This is a genomic window from Bacillus sp. JJ675 (assembly GCF_036963165.1).
In the GTDB taxonomy this organism is placed as follows: Bacteria; Bacillota; Bacilli; order Bacillales; family Bacillaceae; genus Bacillus; species Bacillus glycinifermentans.
The window spans coordinates 19410-43439 of sequence record NZ_JBALMR010000010.1; the positions used below are offsets into that span (position 1 = coordinate 19410).

The 24030-nt window shown below is 47.2% G+C and carries 22 protein-coding genes and 1 pseudogene; 13 read left to right on the plus strand and 10 right to left on the minus strand.

From position 1 onward, the window contains the following. Positions 1-97: 97 nt before the first annotated feature. The 6 genes and pseudogenes from V7126_RS03030 (at position 98) to V7126_RS03055 (ending at position 5361) form a co-directional block, all read left to right on the plus strand. A complete protein-coding gene (locus V7126_RS03030; RefSeq protein WP_046129347.1) occupies positions 98-526 on the plus strand; it encodes a YwqH-like family protein in 429 nt (142 codons plus the stop codon). Between the two features lie 51 nt (positions 527-577). Further along, complete coding sequence (locus V7126_RS03035; protein ID WP_175075978.1) at positions 578-2434, plus strand: ribonuclease YeeF family protein; 1857 nt, start codon at positions 578-580, stop codon at positions 2432-2434. A 21-nt stretch (positions 2435-2455) separates the two neighbouring features. Beyond that, the gene (locus V7126_RS03040) at positions 2456-3241 is read left to right on the plus strand and encodes a hypothetical protein (protein WP_175075979.1); all 786 of its coding nucleotides are present in this window, start codon (positions 2456-2458) and stop codon (positions 3239-3241) included. A 98-nt stretch (positions 3242-3339) separates the two neighbouring features. Further along, positions 3340-3969, plus strand: a complete 630-nt coding sequence (locus V7126_RS03045; protein ID WP_335496667.1) for a hypothetical protein — start codon at positions 3340-3342, stop codon at positions 3967-3969. A gap of 149 nt (positions 3970-4118) precedes the next feature. Continuing rightward, positions 4119-4388 carry an excalibur calcium-binding domain-containing protein gene (locus tag V7126_RS03050; RefSeq protein WP_046129351.1) on the plus strand — a complete coding sequence of 90 codons (270 nt, stop codon included), beginning with the start codon at positions 4119-4121 and terminating at the stop codon, positions 4386-4388. 129 nt (positions 4389-4517) lie between these two features. Further along, positions 4518-5361: pseudogene (locus V7126_RS03055) on the plus strand (glycerophosphodiester phosphodiesterase). Between the two features lie 40 nt (positions 5362-5401). On the opposite strand, the gene V7126_RS03060 reads toward V7126_RS03055, so the two are convergent. After that, a complete protein-coding gene (locus tag V7126_RS03060) occupies positions 5402-6754 on the minus strand; it encodes a 2-hydroxycarboxylate transporter family protein (RefSeq protein ID WP_175076558.1) in 1353 nt (450 codons plus the stop codon). Positions 6755-7306: 552 nt separating this feature from the next. Here V7126_RS03060 and V7126_RS03065 point away from each other — a divergent pair. Further along, complete coding sequence (locus tag V7126_RS03065; RefSeq protein ID WP_335496672.1) at positions 7307-9556, plus strand: glycosyltransferase; 2250 nt, start codon at positions 7307-7309, stop codon at positions 9554-9556. Positions 9557-9659: 103 nt separating this feature from the next. On the opposite strand, the gene V7126_RS03070 is transcribed toward V7126_RS03065, so the two are convergent. Continuing rightward, positions 9660-9827, minus strand: coding sequence for a hypothetical protein (locus V7126_RS03070; protein WP_236809742.1), 168 nt, complete (start codon positions 9825-9827; stop codon positions 9660-9662). 397 nt (positions 9828-10224) lie between these two features. Here V7126_RS03070 and V7126_RS03075 point away from each other — a divergent pair, with 397 nt between their 5' ends. Beyond that, entirely contained in the window at positions 10225-11046 is an 822-nt protein-coding gene (locus tag V7126_RS03075; protein ID WP_082094029.1) for a polysaccharide deacetylase family protein, read from the plus strand. A 37-nt stretch (positions 11047-11083) separates the two neighbouring features. Here the strand turns inward: V7126_RS03075 and V7126_RS03080 are convergent, their stop codons facing one another. The 7 genes from V7126_RS03080 to V7126_RS03110 all read right to left on the minus strand — a co-directional run bounded on the left by V7126_RS03080 (position 11084) and on the right by V7126_RS03110 (position 16739). Further along, positions 11084-11332 carry a hypothetical protein gene (locus tag V7126_RS03080; RefSeq protein WP_175076555.1) on the minus strand — a complete coding sequence of 83 codons (249 nt, stop codon included), beginning with the start codon at positions 11330-11332 and terminating at the stop codon, positions 11084-11086. Positions 11333-11629: 297 nt separating this feature from the next. Beyond that, on the minus strand, positions 11630-11842 hold the full coding sequence (locus V7126_RS03085) for a hypothetical protein (RefSeq protein ID WP_175076554.1): 213 nt from the start codon (positions 11840-11842) through the stop codon (positions 11630-11632). Positions 11843-11961: 119 nt separating this feature from the next. Further along, positions 11962-12315, minus strand: a complete 354-nt coding sequence (locus tag V7126_RS03090; protein ID WP_046129355.1) for a YxeA family protein — start codon at positions 12313-12315, stop codon at positions 11962-11964. A gap of 6 nt (positions 12316-12321) precedes the next feature. Next, positions 12322-14199 carry an FtsX-like permease family protein gene (locus V7126_RS03095; protein ID WP_175076553.1) on the minus strand — a complete coding sequence of 626 codons (1878 nt, stop codon included), beginning with the start codon at positions 14197-14199 and terminating at the stop codon, positions 12322-12324. Continuing rightward, complete coding sequence (locus V7126_RS03100; protein ID WP_046129357.1) at positions 14174-14947, minus strand: ABC transporter ATP-binding protein; 774 nt, start codon at positions 14945-14947, stop codon at positions 14174-14176. The genes V7126_RS03095 and V7126_RS03100 overlap by 26 nt, the downstream gene beginning before the upstream one ends. Before the next feature lie 125 nt (positions 14948-15072). After that, positions 15073-16053 carry a HAMP domain-containing histidine kinase gene (locus V7126_RS03105; RefSeq protein ID WP_046129358.1) on the minus strand — a complete coding sequence of 327 codons (981 nt, stop codon included), beginning with the start codon at positions 16051-16053 and terminating at the stop codon, positions 15073-15075. After that, positions 16050-16739, minus strand: a complete 690-nt coding sequence (locus tag V7126_RS03110; protein ID WP_046129359.1) for a response regulator transcription factor — start codon at positions 16737-16739, stop codon at positions 16050-16052. Before V7126_RS03110 ends, V7126_RS03105 begins: the two co-directional genes overlap by 4 nt. Before the next feature lie 181 nt (positions 16740-16920). Here V7126_RS03110 and V7126_RS03115 point away from each other — a divergent pair, with 181 nt between their 5' ends. Beyond that, positions 16921-17973, plus strand: a complete 1053-nt coding sequence (locus V7126_RS03115; RefSeq protein WP_175076552.1) for a lactonase family protein — start codon at positions 16921-16923, stop codon at positions 17971-17973. Positions 17974-18035: 62 nt separating this feature from the next. Here the strand turns inward: V7126_RS03115 and V7126_RS03120 are convergent, their stop codons facing one another. Continuing rightward, a complete protein-coding gene (locus V7126_RS03120; RefSeq protein ID WP_046129361.1) occupies positions 18036-18383 on the minus strand; it encodes a helix-turn-helix domain-containing protein in 348 nt (115 codons plus the stop codon). A 211-nt stretch (positions 18384-18594) separates the two neighbouring features. Here V7126_RS03120 and V7126_RS03125 point away from each other — a divergent pair, with 211 nt between their 5' ends. From V7126_RS03125 to V7126_RS03140, 4 genes are all read left to right on the plus strand, one after another. Further along, on the plus strand, positions 18595-19584 hold the full coding sequence (locus V7126_RS03125) for an asparaginase (protein WP_065894701.1): 990 nt from the start codon (positions 18595-18597) through the stop codon (positions 19582-19584). Positions 19585-19604: 20 nt separating this feature from the next. Beyond that, complete coding sequence (aspA, locus tag V7126_RS03130) at positions 19605-21029, plus strand: aspartate ammonia-lyase (protein WP_046129363.1); 1425 nt, start codon at positions 19605-19607, stop codon at positions 21027-21029. 240 nt (positions 21030-21269) lie between these two features. Beyond that, positions 21270-22667 (plus strand): Na+/H+ antiporter NhaC, encoded by a 1398-nt coding sequence (gene nhaC / locus V7126_RS03135; RefSeq protein ID WP_046129364.1) that lies wholly within the window; start codon positions 21270-21272, stop codon positions 22665-22667. Positions 22668-22700: 33 nt separating this feature from the next. Further along, a complete protein-coding gene (locus tag V7126_RS03140; RefSeq protein ID WP_046129365.1) occupies positions 22701-24020 on the plus strand; it encodes an NAD-dependent malic enzyme in 1320 nt (439 codons plus the stop codon). Positions 24021-24030 lie beyond the last annotated feature (10 nt).

Genomic DNA, 24030 nt, shown 5'->3' on the forward strand with positions numbered 1-24030 from the left:
TTTAAATTATGGAAAAAGGCCTATGAATGAATTTTTTGGAATTTTCAAAAATGATCTTTTAGTCTCTCATATTGGATAATGAAGAGGTGACGGTTCAATGAGCTATTCAGATATGCTAGACCGCATACATGCGGCGATTTCGAGCCAATCAGCCGACCTGGAAGAAAAAATATCAAGGCTCAAACGGGCAAAAAGCAAAATCGAAACGGAACAGAACACGTCTTTGGAAGAAATTAAACAAATCAAAAAACCTGAACTCGATGCTTCATGGAAGGGAAACCGTTCGGAAAAGTTTAATGAAGCGAGAGATGACGCATACAACGAGATGGAAAACATTATAACGGACGATTATGAAGGTTACAAGGCGAGAATTCAGTCCAAGATCGTTATGCTGGAAATCGAGCAGGGGGCTTTATCCGCGGCGAGGGGACTCGCGCATACGGCGGACCAGCTGCTTTCCAAAGGAGAGGAAGCGCTCGAAGAATTGGGCAGCACCATCAGCGACCTGAAACGGCGCTTGTTCTAAGGCAATGGTGAACGTAAGGCAAGAAAATTTTAAAGAAAGGGCTTATGGCCGATGAAAATCTATGAAGCAAAAACTTTGATCTCCGCAATGAAAGAGCGCTCAACACAATATCAAGATTTAAAAGAGCAAATCGACGATTTAAAGAAGCAATTTCAGGGCGTCGTGAACCTGGGGGAAGATTTTCAGGGAGAAGGCGCTGACGCCATAAAAGATTTTTATCAGGCTCAGATTGATGTTGCGGACGCATGGATCGGCTTGATTGATAAGCAGATTGCCTTTTTCGGCGGTATCTCAGGCGCATCCGAAGATCTCGATCTTGCCGGGGATACCGTCGTCAATGTTGATTTTTTAGAAAATGACCTATCAAATGCCTATACGACATCTAAGTCAATCGTCTCTGAACAAAAAAAGGAGCTGCAAAAAATCTTCAATGAGATCGATGACATCATGACCCTTGAAACATTTTCCGCGGACGCTTTCGAAGAGCATCTTGATAAAGCGAAAAAAGAGCGCGAGGAAACGGTCAAAAAAGTCAATCAGTTTGACGAAGATTTAAAATCGGAGTACGCCTTGTCGGAAACGGAAGAAAGCCTTGTTACCGGATTGTACGGTGCGCTTTTTACTGCCACACAGAAGGGAAAGGAAGCATCACCTCTCTACTTTGACGCCAAAGCTTATCACAATAGCGACATCTATAAGCTAAAAGACGATGTAGAAAAAGGCACAGCCGAATATTTGAAGATTAAAAAAGAGCAGGAAGAAGCGAGGAGAATCGCGAAAGAACAGGAGAAGAAGGCAAACAGACCGTGGTATGCAAAAACGTGGGATACGGTATGCACCTTTACCGGTGAAGTCACGGGCTATTATGATTATAAGAGGGCGAAAGACGGCATCGATCCGGTAACGGGCGAGAAGCTCTCAGCGGCAGAGCGGGTCACCGCCGGCGCCATGGCAGCCGCCGGATTCATTCCCGTCGTCGGCTGGGCGGGCCGGGCATTTAAAGGCGGCAAAGCGATATATAAAACGGCGAAAGGCTTAAATGCCGCAGAACACGCTCTTGACGCCTATAAGTCGGCGAAATCGCTCGATTACCTGAAGAAAGCCGAATTCGGAATTTACGGGTTAACGGCAGCAAACGGTTTTGGAGAAGCGATCACGGGCCGAGACATGTTCGGAAACAAATTGACGGATGAACAGCGCAAGCAGAGCCTGTTCAATGCGTTCGCAATAACCGGCGTCGGAGCGGCTGCCCGTTATGCGGACAAACTGCCGGTCAAAAAAATTCCTTACAACGCCCACAGCAGCAAATGGATCAACGATAAGCTGGGCAGGGCAAGAAACGCTGTCGGCAAAGTGAAAAACAGCATCGGCCGTTTTGAAGTGCCTGTCGGCATCCGCGTCGAACAGCTTGCTACACATGCCGGGCCGGTGATGAACAGAATAGGCGTCGAGAAAAAGCCGCTCAGCGACTTGATGGCGTTTTCCGTGAAAGATGGCGGCAGACGGTCAAAACCTCACTGGGATCCGAAGCCTGACGGCATGTCGCAAAAAGATTACGTCGCTCACAACGGCAACAACTACAGCAAGGAAAAAAGAAGAGAATTATACGAGAAGCTGAATAAGAGCAACAGAAGCTACGTAAAAGAAAAAAGGGTGCCGCAGGACCATGAAACATTCCTCAGCGGAGACGACTTTAAACGAACGAAAATCAGGGTGAAGGGCGCCACGGTCTACGAAAAAGACGGTTTGTATTATTACCGTGACACGCTTCACGTTGGGGAAGCCGCCCACGTTGAGGTATTTGACCACACAGGGAGAAAACATTTGGGAGAAGCCGATCCGATCAGCGGAGTCCTGGATGAAAGCAAAGCAGATGCAACCAAATCGATTTCCAAATTAATAAAATAGCCGTATTGAAAGGAAAAAACGATGAAATTACTTGAAATCACTCAATGCAATCTTGATAAAGATGTCTACTTTATGGAAGTGTTTCCGGGGAAAATCGTCATTAATGACGATTATGAAGGAATCATGGTGCTTGATGACCGTTTGAACGTCATCGAAAAGATCGGGTTGGAGGACATCGTCGTTGATGCGTCCTTTAAAAACGCGCTGACCGAGGAATTGGCCGTTTTCTTTCATGATGACAAGAGGCTGTTTTATTTCGATTTAAAGAGCATGGCACATAAGGTGTGCGATATAGAAGGAGACCTTCCCGTTCTGTCAAAATATCATGTTTGGGGCAGCGGTGAGATTGTGTTCGTCACCTATGACGGAGAGTTTTACAGATACGGCACTAGAGACAATGCGTTCCATTGCATTGAACAGGCGTATGTAAAAGAGAAGTATGATTCATTCTATGCGTTTTGGGAGGAAACGAAGGATTTGCCGGTTGTCCGCTATGATGCAGAGAAATCGGAAATCATCGTCAATACAAGAAATAACCGATACTATGTTTACCAGTCTGGCCGGGATAAAATCTTTTTGACATCCGCTTATAAGCCGCATGATGTCGATTTTTCAGGCAATGCGGCGCTGTTCATACAAGAAAATATCATCGAACTGGCGGATCAAACAGAACGGATAACGATTGCGCCGGGAGGCCGGATGGCGTTTTTAAGAGGAAGGTTTCTCGGCCGGGGAAAAATAGCCGTGCTATGCAGCCACAATGACGACCTTATCAGCCAAATTACGGTCTATCAGCTGACAGATTGACTTGGAGAGACCTCTCCAAGTTTTTTTGTGCTTGTTCTAAACATTGCGCCGCCGCATAAGCTTGTATGTGAGAGCCCGATGGAGAGGAGCTGGGGCGGTTGACGACATTGCATTACTTTTTCAAGCTGCATCCTTTGAAAATCCGGGAAGGATGGAAGGTGAAAGAAAACCATTTATATCAAAAGCCGATCCGGGAGGGCCGTCAAACATTATTTGTATTGGAAAATGAAGAGAATCATAAAATGATACAAGTCGAGAGTGCGGGAGATCTCCAGTATGCCGTCAAGATGTTTACTACCGATGAGAAGCCGGTCGCCGATATGCTTCAAATACCGTATGAAAAGCTTGTTGAGAGATTGGAAGAGGTGATATGGAAGGAAGGGGGCGAATCAGGCGGTCCCCGCAATCTTCTGCGGCTTCGGATTCCGGGCGGCTGGAAGGTTTCGCATCATGCCTTAACAGATACGAATCCCGGCGATTTAGATCCCGGGAGCGACGTGTGGCTGTCTGATTTCAAGCGGGATTTGCTTCAGCTTGAGCATGAGGAGGAGCAACTGCTCCTTGATGTGGAATGGTATCCGGAAAAAGATCCTGCAGGCCATTATGCCGTTAAACTGATCAAAGACGGCGACTGGAAGCATCCTCTCGAAGAGATGCTGTGCATTCATCCGAAAGAGTTGGCTTATGAACTCGACTCTGTTTTAAAAAAAGCGGGGAAACGCAGTTGATCCTCGCTTTTATTTATGTTTGACAGGGTCAAAAGGCTGCTTTTGTTTCAGGACTATTTATTCAATAAAATGTCATTTTCTTCTTGATAAGGGGTTCTAAATCACTTATGATAGATTCAGATATACATAAACGAAAGGGGTAATGGAAGGTGAAAAAGCTATTTGCTGCACTTTTGTCTTTAGGCCTCATCATCGGCTTTTCTTTTAGCGCCGGCGATGCGGCTGAAGCCAAAACAAAGGTAAAAACATATAAAAACTGCAAGGCGTTAAACAAGGTGTACAAAGGCGGCGTGGCCCGCTCAAAATCGGTCAAGAACAAAGGCGGAAAAACGAAGTACAAGCCGTATGTGTCAAAAGCGCTGTATGACGCCAATAAAAGGCTCGACCGCGATAAAGACAAAATTGCCTGTGAACGATAAGGGCATAAGATCTCCCGAACGGGAGATCTTTTTTTGAAAAAAATGAAAATTAAAACTGCTGCAACATAATCTTTACAGTATGAAGCTATACTGTGTTCCGAATCGCAAAGATAAAGGGGAGTGGAGATTGTGTCAGCAAGTTTAAAAAAAGTCGTGTTGTTTTTATTGATTGGTTTTACTCTCGGTTCATTGCTGCCCAAACGCACAGGCGGCGAAGCCTCACAAAGTGGATGTGATCGCACACAGGGGCGCTTCCGGATATGCGCCTGAAAACACGGTCGCGGCTTTTGACAAAGCGCGCAAAATGAAGGCCGACTATATCGAACTTGATGTTCAGATGTCCAAGGACGGGAAGCTCGTCGTCATCCATGACACAACGGTAAACCGCACGACAGACATCGATTCAGAGGCGCCGGTAAAAGTAAAGGATCTAACGCTTAAAGAGCTGCGCAAGCTTGATGCCGGCAGCTATTTCGGACCTCAGTTCACCGGTGAACGGATTCCGACGTTTGAGAAAGTGCTTGACCGCTATAAAGGAAAAATCGGGCTGCTGATTGAGCTGAAAGAGCCTGCCCTTTATCCGGGGATCGAAGAAAAGGTGGCGGCCGCCCTGAAAAAACGGAAAATGGATAAGCCGAAAAACGGCAAAGTGATTGTCCAATCGTTTGACTTTCAATCCGTCCGCCGCATCCACGAATTGCTCCCATCTGTGCCGACAGGGGTTTTAACGTCCCGTCCTTCCGATCTGACGGATGCCAAATTGAACGAGTTTGCCGGATATGCGAACTATGTCAACGCATATTTAGGGAATGTGGCTGCTGATCCGACGCTCGTAGGCCGCATTCACGCACTCGGCATGAAAATTACGCCGTGGACCGTGCGTTCCCGTGATGAGGTTCCTCCGCTTTTGCAAGCGGGAGTTGATGGCATAGTCACAGACTACCCGGATTATGTTCCGAAAAAAATACGTTAAACATAAGAAGCCTGCAGATCAGTCTGCAGGCTTATCTTTATCAATAAATCTGGGCCAGGATCAGCAGTGTGAGCGTAACGGTGATGGCGCCGCCGATCCTTGTCGACACCTGGGCAAACGGCATGAGCTCAAGCCGTTCCGCTGCGCTGAGGATGGCGATGTCGCCCGTACCGCCCTGGCCGGAATGGCAGGCATTGATGATCGCGATTTCGATCGGGTACATGTTCAGCCACTTTCCGGTGAAAAAGCCGACGGTCATCATCGTAACGACGACAGAGACAATCGTGATAATGTTGGCCACGTTAAATGCTGCGATCAGCTTGTCCCACGGTGTCATCGAAACCCCGATGGCAAATAGGAGCGGGTACGTAACCGCGGTTGAGAAAAAGCGCGACACGCTGAAGGCTCCGCTTTCAATATGGGCGGGCGCCAGGCGGAACAGCTTGATGGCGACGGCCAATAAGAGCATCATGACAGGTGCCGGAAAACCGAATAAGTCATGGGACAGCATGCCGATCAAATACAGCGTGACTGCCAATATGCCGCCTGCAGCGAAATTCGTAAGGTTAAAAACGCTTTCTTTTTCCTTATCGTGAGACTCAAGCGAAGAAACGTCCCCGTTTTCTGAACGGTCGACTTTTCCATTGCCCGTCCATTCCGGTTTTTTCTTCCCTATGACATTGAGCACGCCTGATAAAATGACAGCGGTTAAACTTCCGAACATAATTGATGGAAGTACCAGCGCAAAAGCATCTCCCTGTGGCATGTGCATAATTTCTGAATAGCCGATCGACAGAGGAATCGCGCCTTCACCGACTCCCCCGGCCATGATCGGAAGGACAATATAGAGCAGCGTATGCTGAAAACCGAGACCGAGCATTGTGCCGACCGCTAAGCCGACTGCTGCAGCGGCGATTGATCCGGCGATCAGCGGAATGAAAATTTTAAGAAATGCTCTGACAAGTGTTTCCCTTTTCATTCCTAAAATGCTTCCAACCACAATTGCAGAAATAAAAAGATAAAGAAAGTTTGAGTTTTCTGTAAACTCTGTAGTCGATTTTACGATATCGTCTGGAATCAAGTGGTAGTACACGATAGCTGAAGGAATAAACGTAGCGATGATCGCGGCTCCCCCGATGGATCGAACGACCGGAATCGATTTACCGATTTGCGCAAAGGTAAAGCCGAAAAAGCCCATGACGGCGATTGATGTCAAGATATCGCTTTTCAAATCGTGCATATATACAAACGTTACAATCAAAGCAAGCAGCAGCAGGTATACAGGAAGCGGAATAATGCCGATCGTGATGTTCATTGCTCTGGCGATAAAGTTATCATCTTTTTCCTTTATCGTTTGAAAAGGCAGGCTTTGCACCTCTGATCTTTGTTCCATATGATTTCCCCCATTCTGTTAATAGTCCCCTTTGTTGATGTGTTATTTAACTAAATTAAGTATACTAAAAAAATCAAAATTCAGACAAGTGCGAAAGAAGACCTATCCCTATGTTCAGAAACTCCGGAGGCCGCCGGAGTTTTCGTCCGCGATCGTTCATTTTTCGAAAAGCCGCACCAAATATCGTTTTTGCTGAAAAATAATAGAATGCCGCCAAGCCGATTTTTCCCGAATTTCCGGTTATTTCAAAAAAAACGACACAAAAAGGCTCTTAATCCGTCATAAAGATATCAATTATTTAGGCTTTCAGTCTTTTTTTCTGGAAAAAAACCGTTTATTAGGCCGTCATTCAGCCTCAGCAAGGAAGGAACGTTTAAGTCAAATGGTCCGAGAAACAATCAGGGGACATCGCTGATGAACTTTTCTGTAAGGTATATAGACTTATATAAAAGTTATTTATTGATTAAATATAGGTCTTAAGATGTTAATATATTTGAGTGCTAAAGAAATAGAGTGAAACATGTACATAACAATCAAATAGGAGAAAAAAAGATGGAATATGTTTTTTATGGCTATCCGGCGGCAATGATTGCAATCATTTTAACCGCTTTTTTTGGATGTAAAGCGAGCTCGCGCTTTAAAAAGCCGCTCATCATCATGTGCCTTGCTGCAAACGGCGTTTATATCATCTGGCGGTTCGGATTTACGCTGCCGAGCACCGGCCCTCTCGATACGGCAATGGGGGTGATCCTGCTTGCAACCGAATGCATCGGCTTTTTTCAGCTCGTCATCTTTTATACGCTCGTATGGAAGGAAAAGAAGCGAAGCCCTGTCCCATTACAAGACAAAGATCACCGGCCGACGGTCGATATTTTAATCGCCACGTATAATGAGGAGCGGCACGTGCTGAAAAAAACGGTGTCAGGATGCCTTAATCTCGATTATCCGAAAGAACTGGTGAACGTCTATTTGTGCGATGACGGAAGACGCGCCGATATTCAAAAGCTGGCTGAAGAATTTGGCGTTCACTATTTGACAAGGGAAAGCAACGAGCACGCAAAGGCTGGAAACTTAAATCACGCCATGAGCCGCTCGGAGGGAGAGCTGATCGTCACGATGGACGCCGATATGGTCCCGCTGCCTTCCTTCCTGCAAAAGACGGTCGGCTATTTTCAGGACGAAAAGGTCGCTTTCGTACAAACACCGCAGGCGTTTTATAATGAAGACCCTTACCAGTACAACTTATTTTCCGGAACCAATATCCCGAATGAGCAGGACTTTTTCATGCGAAGGCTGCAAGCGGGAAAAGACAGGTTTAACGCGGTGATGTACGTCGGTTCCAATACCGTTTTCAGAAGAACGGCATTGGAAGAGATCGGCGGTTTTGCAACCGGGGTGATCACGGAGGATATGGCGACGGGAATGCTTTTAGAAACGAAATTTGAAGCCGTTTTTGTCAGTGAAGTGCTGGCGGTCGGTTTGGCGCCTGAAACGTGGACGGATTTGCTGAAACAGCGCGACCGCTGGTGCAGGGGGAACATCCAGTGCGGAAAAAAGTGGAATCCGCTTACGTTAAAAGGGCTTTCTCCTATGCAGCGGGTCCTTTATTTTGACGGCATTCTCTTTTGGTTTTTCGGCGTTTTTAAAATGGTGTACATACTGACTCCGATTTTGTTTTTATTGTGCGGCATCCACAGTCTGGATGCAGACGTCTGGTCGATTACCGCCTTTTGGCTCCCGGCCTTTTTAAGCTCATACCTTTCGTTTAAAGCCGTTTCAGATAGACAGCGCAGCATGAGCTGGAGCCATATCTACGATACGTCAATGGCTCCGCACCTGGCGTTGTCTGCTTTGTCTGAGTTTATCTTTAAAAAGCGTTTTGACTTTAAAGTCACGCCGAAAGGAGTCAGCACAAACCGGCGCACATTCAGATACACGACGGCATATCCGTGTGCGGTTTTGCTTGGATTGACGATTGCGGCTCTCGGCAAAACGCTTTATGATTATCTGTTTCATCAAACGTTTGACATCGATGTGGCATCATATAACTTATTTTGGATGCTGTACAATATGGCGGGCCTTTTTCTGGCGATGCTCGTTGCCTTTGACAGACCGCGATTCAGAAGCTCTGAACGTTTTGCGATCAACAAATCAGCGTCTTTTCGGACGGGCGGTGCAGACCGGGAGCACCCGTGCGAACTGGTGGATGTGAGCGATACCGGCGCTCGAATCAGGCTGCCGTACACGGCTGAAGCAAACATTTATTATGAGGCCGACGCCCTTGAGATCGAGACGGTCGGAAAGATTCCGGTTCAGGTAATCTGGACGACGAAAGACGGGGACGATATCGAAATCGGCCTGCGGTTTCATGGATTGGATAGCGATCTGTATGTGAAGCTGATCGGCTATATGTTCAATGAAGAATACGCGAGAAGAGCCGACCGGGAAGAACGTGCGGATACATGGTCAACGGTGCTGCGGTTTTTCATGAAAACCGAGAAAAGCCCCGACGCCTTTAAAAGAAAATTTATCCGTGAAGCGTTTCAGGGAGAGGCGACGCTGCAGCTTCCGGCGCCGTCAGACGAGACGGACAGCGCATCACACCCGATCATGGTCAAGGATATCAGTCTGTCCGGCTGCCAAATCGAAACAAATGTGCCGCTTGAAAACGGCACAAACATCTTGATAGCGATCGATGGCAAACTGACCGGCCGGAGACCGGCGCTCGTCTGCTGGATAAAAAAGAAAAGAAAACGATATACGGCAGGCTTAAAGTTTCTTGACGAAGAAGCGTCTGCATAACATGAATACGACCCGCAAAGCACAGGCTTTCGGGTCTGTTTTGTTACAAATCGTCATGGACGGTCCGGCCGTGTGCAAATGCCATCTTTGGATTCAGCTCATTCTAGCGGTTATGTCGAAACGGCCGGATTTTAATAATGGCTGTTTTGCTGCTCAGAGATAACCGGTATTTCTCGACATGGGCTTTGGAGAGCGGAGAGCTGTAGTAGCCCGGCACGTATTTCGTCAGAAGGGCCTGCATGGCGGATGTTGCTTCTTCCAAATCTGACATGATCCCAGCTTTTCCGAAAAGCATGACGCTCATATATGCGGTGTCGGTTTGGATGGGATCATAAATTGACAAATATTTTGGAAACTCGGTAGAAATCATTGGCCAAAAAGCTGGGCTCCATATTGTTATAAAGGTCAATCACCATGCGGACGACTTCAAAAACAAAGCGGAACAGCACGGTGTAAAGGTTTACCCTGTAGCAGATTTTTGGATGAATCGTGACGGCAGCCCGCAGAAGGCGGTGATGATCGGATTCGGCGGACTTTCGGAAAAAGAAATCGAAGAGGGGATCAAGAGGCTTCACAAAGCGTGGCGTGAATGTTAAAAAATTCCCGCCCGCAATCCGATATGAAGAACGTAACCTAAAGAAAAGAAAGCAGGAAAACGTGTGAAAAAGATGAGAATGCTGCTTCTGCTGCTTTTGGCCGTGTCGCTGTATGGATGCTCAAGCCATGAAGCAAGCGGAGAGGAGAAGGAAATGCCGCCGAAAGCGGAGCAAAAAGAGGCTGTGCCGTCAAAAAAGGAAACGGGGCACACACCGGCCTGGATAAAAGTGAAGGGCCCCGCCCGGATTCCGATTTTGATGTACCACAGCATCTCGTCGGGAAACAGCCTGAGGGTGCCCGAAGCCGAGTTCCGCGGACATATGAAATGGCTGAAAGACAACGGCTATTATACGCTGACGCCGGAAGAAGCCTATACCGTTTTGACCGAGGATAAAATGCCGCGTAAAAAATGCGTGCTGATTACGTTTGATGACGGCTATACGGACAATTACACGAAGGCGTATCCGATTTTGAAGCAATACGGCATGAAGGCGACGATTTTCATGATCGGAAAATCGATTGACCGCAAGAATCATCTGACGGAAGAACAAATGAAAGAGATGAGCCGAAACGGCATCTCAATTGAAAGCCATACGATCAGCCATCTCGAGCTGAACGGGCTGACGCCGGAGCGGCAATTGAGTGAGATGAGCCGTTCCAAAACATTGTTTGACTCTATGTTCGGCCAACAAACCGTGATGCTGAGCTATCCGGTCGGCCGCTATAATGCGGAGACGCTGAAAATGGCCGGGAAAGCAGGCTACAGGATGGCCGTGACGACAGAGCCCGGGGCGGCGTCGCGCGAACAGGGGCTGTATGCGCTGCATCGCGTCCGCATCTCACCCGGGATGTCTCCGGAAGCATTCGGAAGAACGATTGAACACAACAGGTAATAAGGAAAAGCGGCATTCTCCGCGTATGCCGCCTTCCTTATTTTTTTTCGTTTTGCTCCCCCGGGTTCATGATCAGCCGCAGGTCGGGGCGTATACGATCAGACGGCCGCCGGCTTGCCGCCTGGCCAGGTGCGGTTTCGATCACTCTTAAAAATGCGGGCGGTGCAGAAGCCTGACGGACCAGTGTTTTCGTTTCAGCTGTTTTTTTAGGCGATCTTCCGTTTCTGTTATCAAAAAAGAACGAATAAAAAATGAACAGAGCGAATAAAACGAGTAAAAATATCATATGGAAAAAACCCCTCCTTGTCATAAATGTCTTCTTTTAATATCGAACAAGCGGGTGGAAAGTTTTATATGTTTTGTATCAAAATTGTTTTTTGTGACTTTTGTATCGGTTGAAGAGTGGGGATCGTTGTCTTAACATCATTCCCAGTCGGAAGTCCGGTTAAACAACTGAATATTGGAGTGAATGGTGAAAGAATGTGAAGGGAATTCCGGAACATGCCCGGCTGACTGCAGTAAATACTGCATCCAGCCAAAGACCCGAGCAGGAGAAGAAGATGGAGAAAGGAGCCGGCATGTCTTAAAAGCCTCCACCGCCGCCATCGCCTCCACCACCGCTGCAATCACCGCCGCCTCCGAATGAATCGCAGCCGCCTGAGTGATGGCCGTGGGATGAATCAGGACCGCCGGAGAAGAACAACGAAGAACCGCTGTTTCTGTTTTTTTCGTCCGGCGATGTTATGGCGTTGTAGAGGAAGAAAAGGGCCAGTATAAAACAAATAGTTCCAATCATGATATGAAAACCCCCTTATCAATATGACTTCTGTTTTTATACGAACAGGCGGTCAAAAAGTTTCGGGAATTTGTAAATTTATAGTTTATAATAGAAAAAACGGCTTATATGCCGTTTTTTCACTGTTTTATCAATTTGCCCCTGACTGCATTCGGCATGTCGCCGGGCTGTACTTCTTCCCATGTCTCTACATATTTTCCCTTCGCATATACCTTTAGGTAGGCGTTTTTTCGAAGGGAGCCGCTGGCGAGGAATGTTACTTCTTTTTCCTTGCCGGCGTCATTATATCCCTCCAGTGTGTACTCATAGCCGCCCGGACTTAGGTGCTTACCTTCTTTGTTGATCTGGACATACACGTTTTCTTTCGGGATGAGAGGATTGAACCGGTCTGTCACATCATTATGAATGAACAGAAAAGAGCCGATGCATACAACAGCCAAACCGGCTGCGATTAAAGAGATTATTTTTTTCATATCTTATCACCTTAAAAATCCTTTTAATTTTTTTAGATAGCTTTTTCGAATGATCATAAAGAATAATAGTTGGAAGATCAGAAACCCGCCTATCGTCATGAAGAGCGGAGCTGTGAAATGACCGAAACTTTGCGACTCGAGCGTCTTCATCGCGAAATAGGTATGAACTGATGCAAGCGCGAATGGAAAGAAGAACAGGATGGCCAATTGAATCGTCACGCTCTGCGACATTTCCTCTTCGCTCAGGCCGATTTTTGCAAGCGACCGGTAGCGCTCTTGATCTTCCTCAAGATCGGTAAACAGGCGGAAGTAGAGAAAGCTTCCGGATGCCGTAAAAAAGAGAAGTGCAATAAAGAGTCCGATAAACAGGCTCAGGCTTGGAAGCTGAACTGTATCGAAATAAGAAATGGCCTTTGCGTCAAACTGAAATTGGATATGGCCATAGTTTCCGTATATGCTGTTTTTCAGCGATTGGCTGATATCAAGGCTGTCTTTCCAGCGGCCGTATTTATACCCGTACAATGTGACGGCTTCGCCTTGTTTCTTGAGCTTTTCAAAGGTTTTGCCGTTTACGACAACGATGCTGTCTAACGAAATGAGCGGTTTTTTAAAACCTTTCACTTTCAGCCGTTCATTTGCCGGCTTCAGATCTTTGTTCAGCATGTTCAAGGTCCCGGGAACTTCTGTCTTGTCTTTCGCCTCAAAGGTGCTTGGATAATACAGCGCCTCGCCGTCTTTCAGTTCACCCGAATCTGACTTGAAGTGCTTTCGGAATTCGCTTTCAGAGATCAGGAGCACCGGAGGAACGAGATCTCCCTGGCTATAGCTGATATGGATACCTTTTGTCTCTTCCTTTGTATACGAAAAATGTCCTTCCTTCAGCTTTTGTTCAATCAGCTTAACGTGTGCTTGTTCTTTGGTGTTCCCGCTGTTCGATAAGTACTCCATCCCGTATTGAGAATCCATTTTTCCGAGGGAGGTCTTGTAGATCGCCAATGTGCCTGTGGCGGTAAAGGCGACCGCTGAAATGATACAGACGAGAAAGAACAGGCGGGCATTATCTTTCAGCCGGTAGACAAGATCGGATACCCACAGGCCGTTTTTTCCGCGCAAATAAAATGATTTCCGCTTTTTTAACATCCTGAGCAGCCAAATGCTGCTTTGGCTAAAGAAGAAATAAGTCCCGATGATCGTCAGAATTAAGATCGTGACGGCTTGGGGAAAATGGATTTCGTCGGACAATGCAAGCCAGTAGCCGGAGCCGAGGCAGCCGATGCCGATGACCGAAAAGATAAGGGACGGTTTTGGCTCAGGTTTGATTTTCCCGGTGCCCTTGATCAGCTTGACAACGGTTTTTGATTTAATAAACAAGACCGTAAATTGCGACAGCAGAATAAACAGCACGATGAAGCATGCGGCTGTGAGAGCCAGCGCTTTCCAAGGCAGATACAGAGGCAAAGCGTCCATTTCCAGAATATAAGCGCCGACCGTAAAGAAGGTTTTTGCGAAAATCAGACCGCCGATGATCCCTGTAACGATCGAAAGCACGCCGATGATGATATTTTCAGCTGTAATCAGCCTCCTCAATTGACCCGGAGCGATTCCTTGAATGGTGAGTATCCCGAATTCTTTGCTTCTCGACTTGAGAAAGGCGTTTACGGAATAGAGCACAAACAGGATGGAAAAAGCGAAAATCATCCATTCGGCCACCGTCAATCCCCGTTTTGCAATGTTGTTTAAATAGCCTTTTTCCAAAGCGGGGTGGAACAAAAGCATCGCAAAGGTGAAAAAAATCATCACCGAAAACGCGCTGCTTAAAAAGAAGGCGAGATAGGCCCTTTTATTCCGAATGACGTTTTTATAAGCGAACTGTAGAAAGGTCATTGGCGTTTCCTCCCAGCATGGACAGCACATTCAAAATCTCTTCATAAAATACTTGGCGGTTGGCGCCGCGATGAATTTCGTTGAATAATGTTCCGTCTTTAATAAAAATGACGCGGCGGCAGTAGCTTGCGGCTACAGGGTCATGCGTGACCATCAATATCGTGGCATTGTCGTTTTCGTTAAGATGCTGCATCGTTTCCATCACGTCTTTTGACGCCTTGGAATCGAGGTTTCCCGTCGGTTCATCAGCGAGGATGAGGGCAGGTTGATGAATGACAGCTCTTGCGATGGCTGCGCGCTGTTTTTGTCCGCCGGATATTTCAAACGTCCGTTTATTGAGAAGGGCCTCGATGCCGAGCTTTTCAGCAATCGCCTGAAGCTTTTCTTCCATGACGGAAGGCGGTTTATTTTCAAGCGTTAACGGCAGCATGATGTTTTCGCCGAGCGTCAGCGTATCCAGCAAATTAAAATCCTGGAATACGAATCCGAGCTGCTTGCGGCGAAAGCGGGCGAGTTTCGCCCTTTTTAGATGATGCGGGTCTTCTCCGCGGATCAAAATGTCGCCGGAATCGGGGCGGTCAATGGTTGATATCATATTGAGCAGCGTCGTTTTTCCAGACCCGGAAGGTCCCATAATAGCCGTGAATTCGCCGTCCTCGACATTGAATGAAATATTTTTTAACGCCTGATGAGAGACTTGTCCTTTATATGTTTTATTGATGTTTTTAACGACCAGCATATCAGTCATCATAATCCTCCTTCTTTGCTCTGTGTCGGTGGGGATAAAAAAATCCTCCTTGAAAAAGAATGTTTCTGCAAACACATCTTATCAAGGAGGATGAGGAAGAGCTATGCGGTTTTATTAAAGAAGACTTACATTTTTGTAAGGAACGAAAATTGAAAGGCTGTCCCTTTTCCGTCTTCAGAAGCAATGCTTACATCATGATCGAGCTTTTCGGCAATCTCTTTTACAAGATAGAGGCCCATGCCCGTCGATTCCTGAAAACGCCGCCCGTTTTCCCCGGTGTAATATGGTTCGAATACCCGCTTTACATCCTGGGAAGGAATTCCGACCCCGTAGTCTTTTATTTCCAAGACGATCCGTTCATCTTGACGGAATATCGTCATATCGATGCGGTCGCTTTTCCCCGCCGAATACTTTACGGCATTTGTGATGACCTGTCCGATTGCGAACCTGAGCCATTTCCGGTCCGTATAAATGACGGCGTCTTCAGCGGGCAGGTGTGTTTTCGGATATACGCGGTGCTGAATAAAGTAGCGTTTATAATGCTGAATTAACGATTGCAGCAGATTTTCAAGAGACACAGCTTCAATTTTAAAATCCCTTTCAAACAGGTCAAGCCTTGAAGAGTAGAGGAGCGTTTCCAGTCCGTATTCAATCTGCTGGACTTCTTTTTTGATTTGTTTAAAAATGGGCTCATCCTCTTCCTGAATGATCAGATTGATGACGGAAAGCGGGGTTTTCACCTGATGCACCCATTGATTCATGTAGGTCACCCTGTCTTCCAGCCTGGATTCCATTTCATGAATTTTGCGGTGCTGAAACCGGCTTAGCTCCATATGTTTTTCATACAGCTCTGAGCAAAATTCAGACGTCCCCAAAAAAGGAATTTCCGTATCTTGTTGTTCAGAGCCGAGCCATTGATAGACTCTGTGTTCTTGATACCATTTGTACGACAGATAAAGCGCCAGCGCCAGAAGCTGAACGCCGAGGACGTAAAAAAGGTGTGTAAAAGACTGCATGCCGGCAAACCAATAGTAAAAAAACACGAATCCGCCCTGAAGAAGGAATAGAAGGATAAGAACGGCATGGTTTTTTAGAAAAAGCTTCATGACCTCGCCCTCAGCTGATACCCTTCGCCCCGCACTGATTCAATCGAAAAGGGCACGTCCATGCCCCGCAATTTTTTGCGAAGTCTCGCAATATAGACATTTAACGTGTTTTCATCCACAAATGTATCGGTTTCCCATGTCTTTTCCATTAACCGGTCTCTGCTTGTCACCTTTTCTCCTCTTTCAAGCAGCACTTCCAGGAGTCTGCTTTCCTTTTTTGAAAGCTCGTGCTTCTTATCCCGGAAGCGCAGTTCAAATCGTTCGACAAACAACTGAACGCCTTCGAATTCAACCACTTTTTCCCCTTGTTTTACCGCATATTCGCCAAAGGCCCTGCGAATCTGGCTTTTAATTTTCGCAAGCACCACCTCATAGGAAAAAGGCTTCTCTATATAATCATCGCCGCCGTTTTCAATCGCCATGACCTGATCCATTTCCCCGCTTCTGGCAGAAATGAAAATGATCGGACAAGTCGAATGCTGGCGGATTTGACGGCACCAATAGTACCCGTCGTATGCCGGCAAATTGATATCAAGCAACACCAAATCAGGTTTCTCTTCCAAAAAAGTATCGAGGATAGTTGTGAAATCATGCGTTGTAACGGTGTTATATCCGTACTTTTCTAAATAATTTTGCAATAGCTGCCGAATGTCTTCGCTGTCTTCGACAATCATGATTTTCGTCATACGAAACACTCCCATAAACAAACGTTCCGTTCCCGGACGATTGATCTTTCATGCTTAAGAATATCATAAAAAGATATTTTTCATGTGAGCGTTTTATTTTTTGCACACCAAATCATGCTTATTCTGTTTCTGTAGGTTAAAATAGGAATAGACGACCGTAATGTAAAAAGGAGAGGATCAAATGGCAACATATAGAGGTTATATCGGAACATATACAAAAGCAGACAGCAAAGGAATCTATACGTTTGAACTTGATACCGACAAAAAAGCGCTGAGCACGCCAAAGCTTGCGGCAAAGCTGGGCAGTCCGACATATCTCAATATCGCCAAAGACAATAGCATGCTCTATGCGGTGATCAATGACGGTGAACAAGGCGGTGTTGCCGCCTACCGGATTGACGGGAATACAGGTGATCTGCATTTCGTCAACAAGCAAACCGCAGACGGCCCGTCGCCGTGCCATGTCAGCGTCGACAGCGCCAATCAGTATGTGCTTTCCGCCAATTATCACAGCGGAACGATTGCATCCTATACTTTAGATGGAGACGGCAGCTTGGATGCTCCCGCTTCAGAGGTGCAGCATAAAGGATCCGGCCCGCATGAAAGACAGGAGAAGGCGCATGTGCACTATTCTGGTTTTACCCCTGACGAAAACTATGCGGTAGCCGTTGATCTAGGAATTGACCGGGTGATCACCTATCAACTGAAGGAAGGAAAGCTGGAGGAAGTGAAGTCGCTCGCTGTCGCGCCTGGTTCCGGTCCCCGGCATATCGAGTTTCATCCGAAAGAAAAGTACGCGTATGTGCTGACAGAGCTGAGCAATGAAGTTATCGTTCTCGAATATAACCCCGGCCTTGGAGAATTTCGCGAAGTGCAAGTCATTTCCGCCTTGCCTGATGGCTTTGACGGAAAAAGCCAGGGCGGCGCGATTCACGTCACGCGCGACGGCAAATTTGTCTACGCTTCAAACCGCGGACACGACAGCATCGCCGTGTTTGCCGTAAATGAATACTCAGACGAGCTTTCCTTGATCGAGCATGTCTCTACAGAAGGTGAATGGCCGCGCGACTTTGCATTTGATCCTACGGAAGGTTTTTTGATCGCCTCCAACCAGGAAACAGGAACGCTGACATTATATGAAAGAAACGAATCGACGGGCACGCTGACGCTGCTGCAGTCCAACATCCCCGCTCCTGAAGCGGTCTGCGTAAAGTTCTTGCATCGCTTAAATTAAAAAAACTTGATTGGCGATTTTCGGCCAATCAAGTTTTTTTGTATAAAAAGGACAGCCCCCGCTCATTCAGCATCAAGCTGTTTTTTGACTTTGATGAACGCGACCATCTGCCTGATGTCTTCTTCAGAAAGAAGCGCCCCGTCAACCGCCAGTTTGTGCTTGCCCCAATTCGTCAATTCAATTGGTTCGTTTTTGCTCTTCCCATCCCGTGGGTCGTCGATTCTGCCGAGCAAGTAGTCGGTTGAGGTTCCGAATAAATCAGCGATTTCGATAAGCGCCTCCAATGAAGGGCGGCGATAGCCGGATTCATACCCCGCATAGGTGCTTTTCGCAATACCGAGGCGGTCGGCTGTATATTGCAATGACCATTTCTTATTTTTTCTCAGTGTTGTTAATCGATCTAAATTCATATCTTCCGCTCCTTTTGATACACAGTGATTATAGCACATTATGAGCAAAAGTGTACGCGAAATGAATAATCTTTCTTGATTATTTCACATTTGAGGACTATAATTGCAATGAAGGTACGCATAAAGCGTATACAATGCTTATCTGTCGGCCTTTTTGCTCTATATGATCATGCTTTAAAACGTTAAAATACTTCTTAGAGAGGTGTAGCATATGAAAAAGTTACTGCTGCTAACCACCGGCGGGACGATCGCTTCAGTAGAAGGAGAAAACGGGCTCGCTCCGGGGGTTAAAGCGGAAGAGCTTCTCAGCTATTTATCTGATGACCATAAAAATTATACGATAGATTGCCAATCTTTAATGGACATAGACAGTACAAACATGCAGCCTGAACATTGGGTGAAAATGGCTGAAGCGGTATATGAGAACTACGGCCGCTACGACGGGTTTGTCATCACCCATGGTACCGATACGATGGCCTATACGTCAGCTGCGCTTTCCTATATGCTGCAAAACGTCGATAAGCCGATCGTTATCACGGGTTCACAGGTGCCGATTACATTTAAGAAGACAGATGCAAAGAAAAATATTAAAGATGCTGTCCGCTTTGCCTCAGACGGCATCGGCGGGGTGTACGTCGTCTTTGACGGCCGTGTCATTTTAGGAACGAGAGCGATCAAATTAAGAACGAAAAGCTATGATGCTTTTGAAAGCATCAACTATCCTTATATCGCGTTCATCCACGATCAGGAGATCGAGTACAACAAACGGGTTCCTGAAGCAAAGCAAGAGCCGATTGCGTTCGATACTTCTTTAAATACCGACGTTTGTCTGATCAAGCTGCATCCCGGCTTGAAGCCGGAGTTCCTCGATTGTCTGAAAGGCTCTTATAAAGGCGTCGTCATTGAGAGCTACGGCAGCGGCGGCATTCCGTTTGAGAAACGGAATATTTTGGACAAGGTCAATGAACTGATCGATTCCGGAATCGTCGTCGTCATCACGACGCAATGCCTTGAAGAAGGAGAGGATATGAGCATTTATGAAGTCGGCCGCAGAGTCAACCAGGATGCCGTTATCCGATCAAGAAACATGAACACCGAAGCGATCGTGCCTAAGCTGATGTGGGCTTTAGGGAAAAATGGAGACCCGCATGAGGTCAAAAAAATCATGGAAACGCCAATTGCAGACGATATCATTATTTAAACAGAAAGCAGGGTTAACAAATGAATCAGACCGCATATCGGACAGAGAAGGATTTTCTCGGAGAGAAGAACATCCCGGCGGATGTCTACTATGGTATTCAAACATTACGGGCAGCAGAAAATTTTCCGATTACCGGATATAAAATTCATGAGGAAATGATCAAGGCGCTGGCCGTGGTCAAAAAAGCGGCCGCACTTGCCAACATGGAGACGAAGCGTCTCTATAAAGGACTCGGGGATGCGATTGTCCAGGCAGCTGACGAGATCATCGAAGGCAAGCTGCACGATCAATTTATCGTCGATCCGATTCAGGGCGGCGCCGGCACGTCCATGAACATGAATGCGAATGAAGTCATCGGAAACCGCGCGCTTGAACTGCTCGGCCATCAAAAAGGAGAATATATTCACTTAAGTCCGAACACGCACGTCAACATGTCACAGTCGACAAATGACGTGTTTCCGACGGCCATTCACATTTCAACGCTGAAATTGCTTGAAAAGCTGCTCGATACGATGGAGTACATGCTGGGCGCCTTCAAGAAAAAAGCGAGTGAATTCGATCATGTCATCAAAATGGGGCGCACCCATCTCCAGGATGCTGTTCCGATTCGCCTCGGTCAGGAGTTTGAAGCATACAGCCGCGTGATCGAACGCGACATCAAGCGGATTAAACAGTCGCGTCAGCATTTATATGAAGTCAATATGGGCGCAACTGCAGTAGGAACGGGATTAAACGCAGATCCGCGCTACATTGAAAATGTCGTCAAGCATCTGGCAGATATCAGCGGCCTCCCGCTCGTCGGCGCCGACCACCTCGTCGATGCGACGCAGAATACGGACGCTTATACAGAAGTATCGGCAGCATTGAAAGTCTGCATGATGAACATGTCCAAAATCGCAAACGATTTAAGGCTGATGGCATCCGGCCCGCGCGCAGGACTGGCGGAGATTTCCCTGCCGGCGAGACAGCCGGGGTCATCGATCATGCCGGGGAAAGTCAATCCGGTCATGGCCGAGCTGATCAACCAGATTGCCTTCCAGGTGATCGGGAACGACCACACGATTTGCCTGGCTTCTGAAGCCGGACAGCTCGAACTGAATGTTATGGAGCCTGTGCTCGTGTTTAACCTTCTTCAATCGATCAGCATCATGAACAACGGATTCCGTTCATTTACAGATCACTGTGTGACAGGTATTGAAGCAAACGAAAAACGCCTGAAAGCATATGTCGAAAAAAGCGCCGGCGTCATTACTGCCGTAAACCCTCACCTCGGCTATGAAGCGGCCGCAAGAATCGCGAGGGAAGCGATTTTAACGGGCCAATCAGTACGCGATCTGTGTCTGCAAAATGACGTTTTGACAGAAGAAGAGCTAGATCTGATTTTGAACCCTTATGAAATGACGAAACCGGGTATTGCCGGGGCTGAACTTTTAAATCGGGATTAATAAAAAAGGCAGGCGGAAACACGCTGAAAGCATTTTACCGGGATAGAAAAACAGGGTGTTTCCGCTTGCAACTAAAAATTTTGGGGGAGTAAGGATACCATGGGGAAAATAGGATATCATCTTGTCTTTTTTCATGGTATACTTGCTCTGTTAGTTAAATTTTTAGGAAAAAATTGAGTAGAATTTACTATTTTGAAGTAGCTTTTTTGTAAGCGTTTCAAAAACAAGGGGGACTCCAGGTTGAAAGAAGCACGGTTACCATCAATGGTAGAAATCATCATTGTATTAGGTGCATTTTTAGCAATCGTTTGTTCGTTTACAGTAAAATTTAATTTGCCGATACAGTTGGCACTATTCATATCATGGTTTTTGGTGATTTTGCTCGGGCTGCGCCTGGGACACCGTTATGAAGATTTGCAGAAGTCGATTACAACAGGGATTACCAACGGTCTTGAAGCGATATTAATCCTCATTGCAGTCGGCGCTCTGATCGGCACGTGGATAGCCGGCGGAGTTGTTCCGACTTTAATCTATTACGGGCTCGAATTTATTCATCCGAGCATATTCCTGCTTGCCACGCTCATTATTTGTTCGATTACGTCTGTTGCGACAGGTACGTCATGGGGAACCGTCGGTACGGCCGGAATTGCGATGATGGCGATCGGGGAAGGTCTGGGACTGCCCCTTCCGCTCGTAGCCGGCGCCGTTTTATCAGGTGCCTATTTTGGCGATAAATTATCACCGCTTTCAGACAGTACGGTGCTTGCTTCATCTTTATCAAAAGTCGAAGTCATCTCTCACGTAAGGGCGATGCTGTATTTATCGATTCCCGCATATATCATCACAGCGGTGCTCTTTACCGTTACGGGATTTATCTACGGAGGCAAGAACGTTGATTTGGAGAAAGTCGAGTTTTTGAAAAAGTTGCTGCAGAACACGTTTGACATTCATATTTGGATGCTTGTTCCGGCAATCGTCGTCATCGTTCTTCTGGCGATGAGAAAGCCTTCCGTACCGACGATTGCAATCGGTGCTCTCTTGGGAGCCATCTGGGCGGCTGTATTCCAGGGAATGAATTTTTCCGATGCGCTCGGAACAGCGTACAGCGGTTTTTCAATTGATACCGGCATTAAATTTATGGACCAGCTTCTGAACCGCGGAGGAATCGAGGGAATGCTCAGCTCTGTTGTCGTCATTATCCTCGGCCTTGGATTTGGAGGACTTTTGGAACATTTAGGCGTTTTGAAAGTAATTGTGTCCAAGTTCCAGAAAAAGCTGACATCTGCTGGAAACGTAACGCTTTCGACGCTCATTGTCGCCTTTTTAGGGAACGTGTTTGGCTGCGCTATGTACGTTTCGCTGATTTTAACGCCGAAGATCATGGAGAAAAGCTATGACAAGCTCCGCATCGATCGGAGGGTGCTGTCAAGAAACGCCGAGGTCGGAGGGACCATGACGTCGGGGATGGTGCCTTGGTCAGACAACGGGATTTATATGGCCGGAATTTTAGGCATCTCCACCTTCAGTTACTTGCCGTTCATGTGGATGAGCTTCGTTTCAGTCGGACTCGCGATTTTGTACGGATATACCGGGAAATTCATCTGGTATACGGATCAAAAGGATTCATCGGTGCAGTAGCAGCTGATAACAAATCATTGGAGGTATTCTGTGATGAATGGCAAAAATATTATTCGCAATTTAATGATCGAAATTCCTTCAGCACCCGGAAACCTTGGAAAAGTGACCACGGCGATCGGCCTGGCGGGCGGTGATATCGGAGAGATCGAGACGATCAAGGTCGGGCCGCATTATACGATGAGGAGCATCACGGTTCAAGTCGAGCATGAAGAACAGCTGACCGAAATTCTTGATGTGATCCGCAATTTAAAGGACGGCATTCATCTTCATACCGTTTCTGACGACGTCCTTTCCGCTCACGAAGGCGGAAAGATTCACATGAAGAGCAAAATGCCGATCAGGTCGCTCGCAGACTTGAGACGGGTGTATACGCCAGGGGTCGCCAATGTGTGCGAAATTATTAAAGAAGAACCGCAAAAAGCAAAGATTTACACTGGAATCGGCAATTCGGTGGCCATCGTGACGGACGGAACCGCCATTCTCGGCCTAGGGGACATCGGCCCTGTCGCCGGAATGCCGGTCATGGAAGGAAAAGCCGCTCTTTTTGACCAGCTCGCCGGAATCAGCGGCATCCCGATATTGCTTGATACGAAAAATCCTGATGAGATCGTCCAGACGGTGAAAAACATCGCGCCGGGATTCAACGGGATCTTGCTCGAAGATATCGGTTCTCCGCATTGTTTTGAAGTCGAGGAGCGCCTGAAGCAGGAACTGGACATCCCTGTGATGCATGATGATCAGCACGGTACTGCCGTTGTTACGCTTGCGGCGGCGATTTCGGCAGCTAAAAGCGCGGGAGTCGACCTGAAGCAGGCGCACGTCGGCCAAATCGGCCTCGGCGCCGCGGGCGTTGCCATCTGCCGGATGTTTATGGCATACGGAGTGAAACGGGTCGTCGGAACAGATAAATCGATGGAAGCAATGGCCCGCTTGGAGAATTACGGAGGACACGCAGCTGAAAGCATTGAAGAGCTGATGGAAAGCTGCGACATCGTTATCGCGACGACGGGCGTTCCGGGGCTGATCGATAAAAAATGGGTTCGCGAAGGCCAGGTGATTCTGGCTCTGTCCAATCCGAAGCCTGAGATTGAGCCGGAAGAAGCGCTCAAGGCGGGAGCGGCTTACGCTGCAGACGGGCGGTCTGTCAATAATGTTCTCGGATTCCCGGGCATTTTCAGAGGCGCGTTGAATGCAAGAGCAGAATCGATCACACATCCGATGCTCGTGGCCGCAGCCGAGGCCATTGCCTCCTGTACAAAACAAGGCGATTTAGTACCCGATCCGCTGAACCCCGACGTTCATGAGATTGTCGCCGAAGCCGTGGAAAGAGCAACGCTTTCGAGCGGGAGATAATACGGACGGC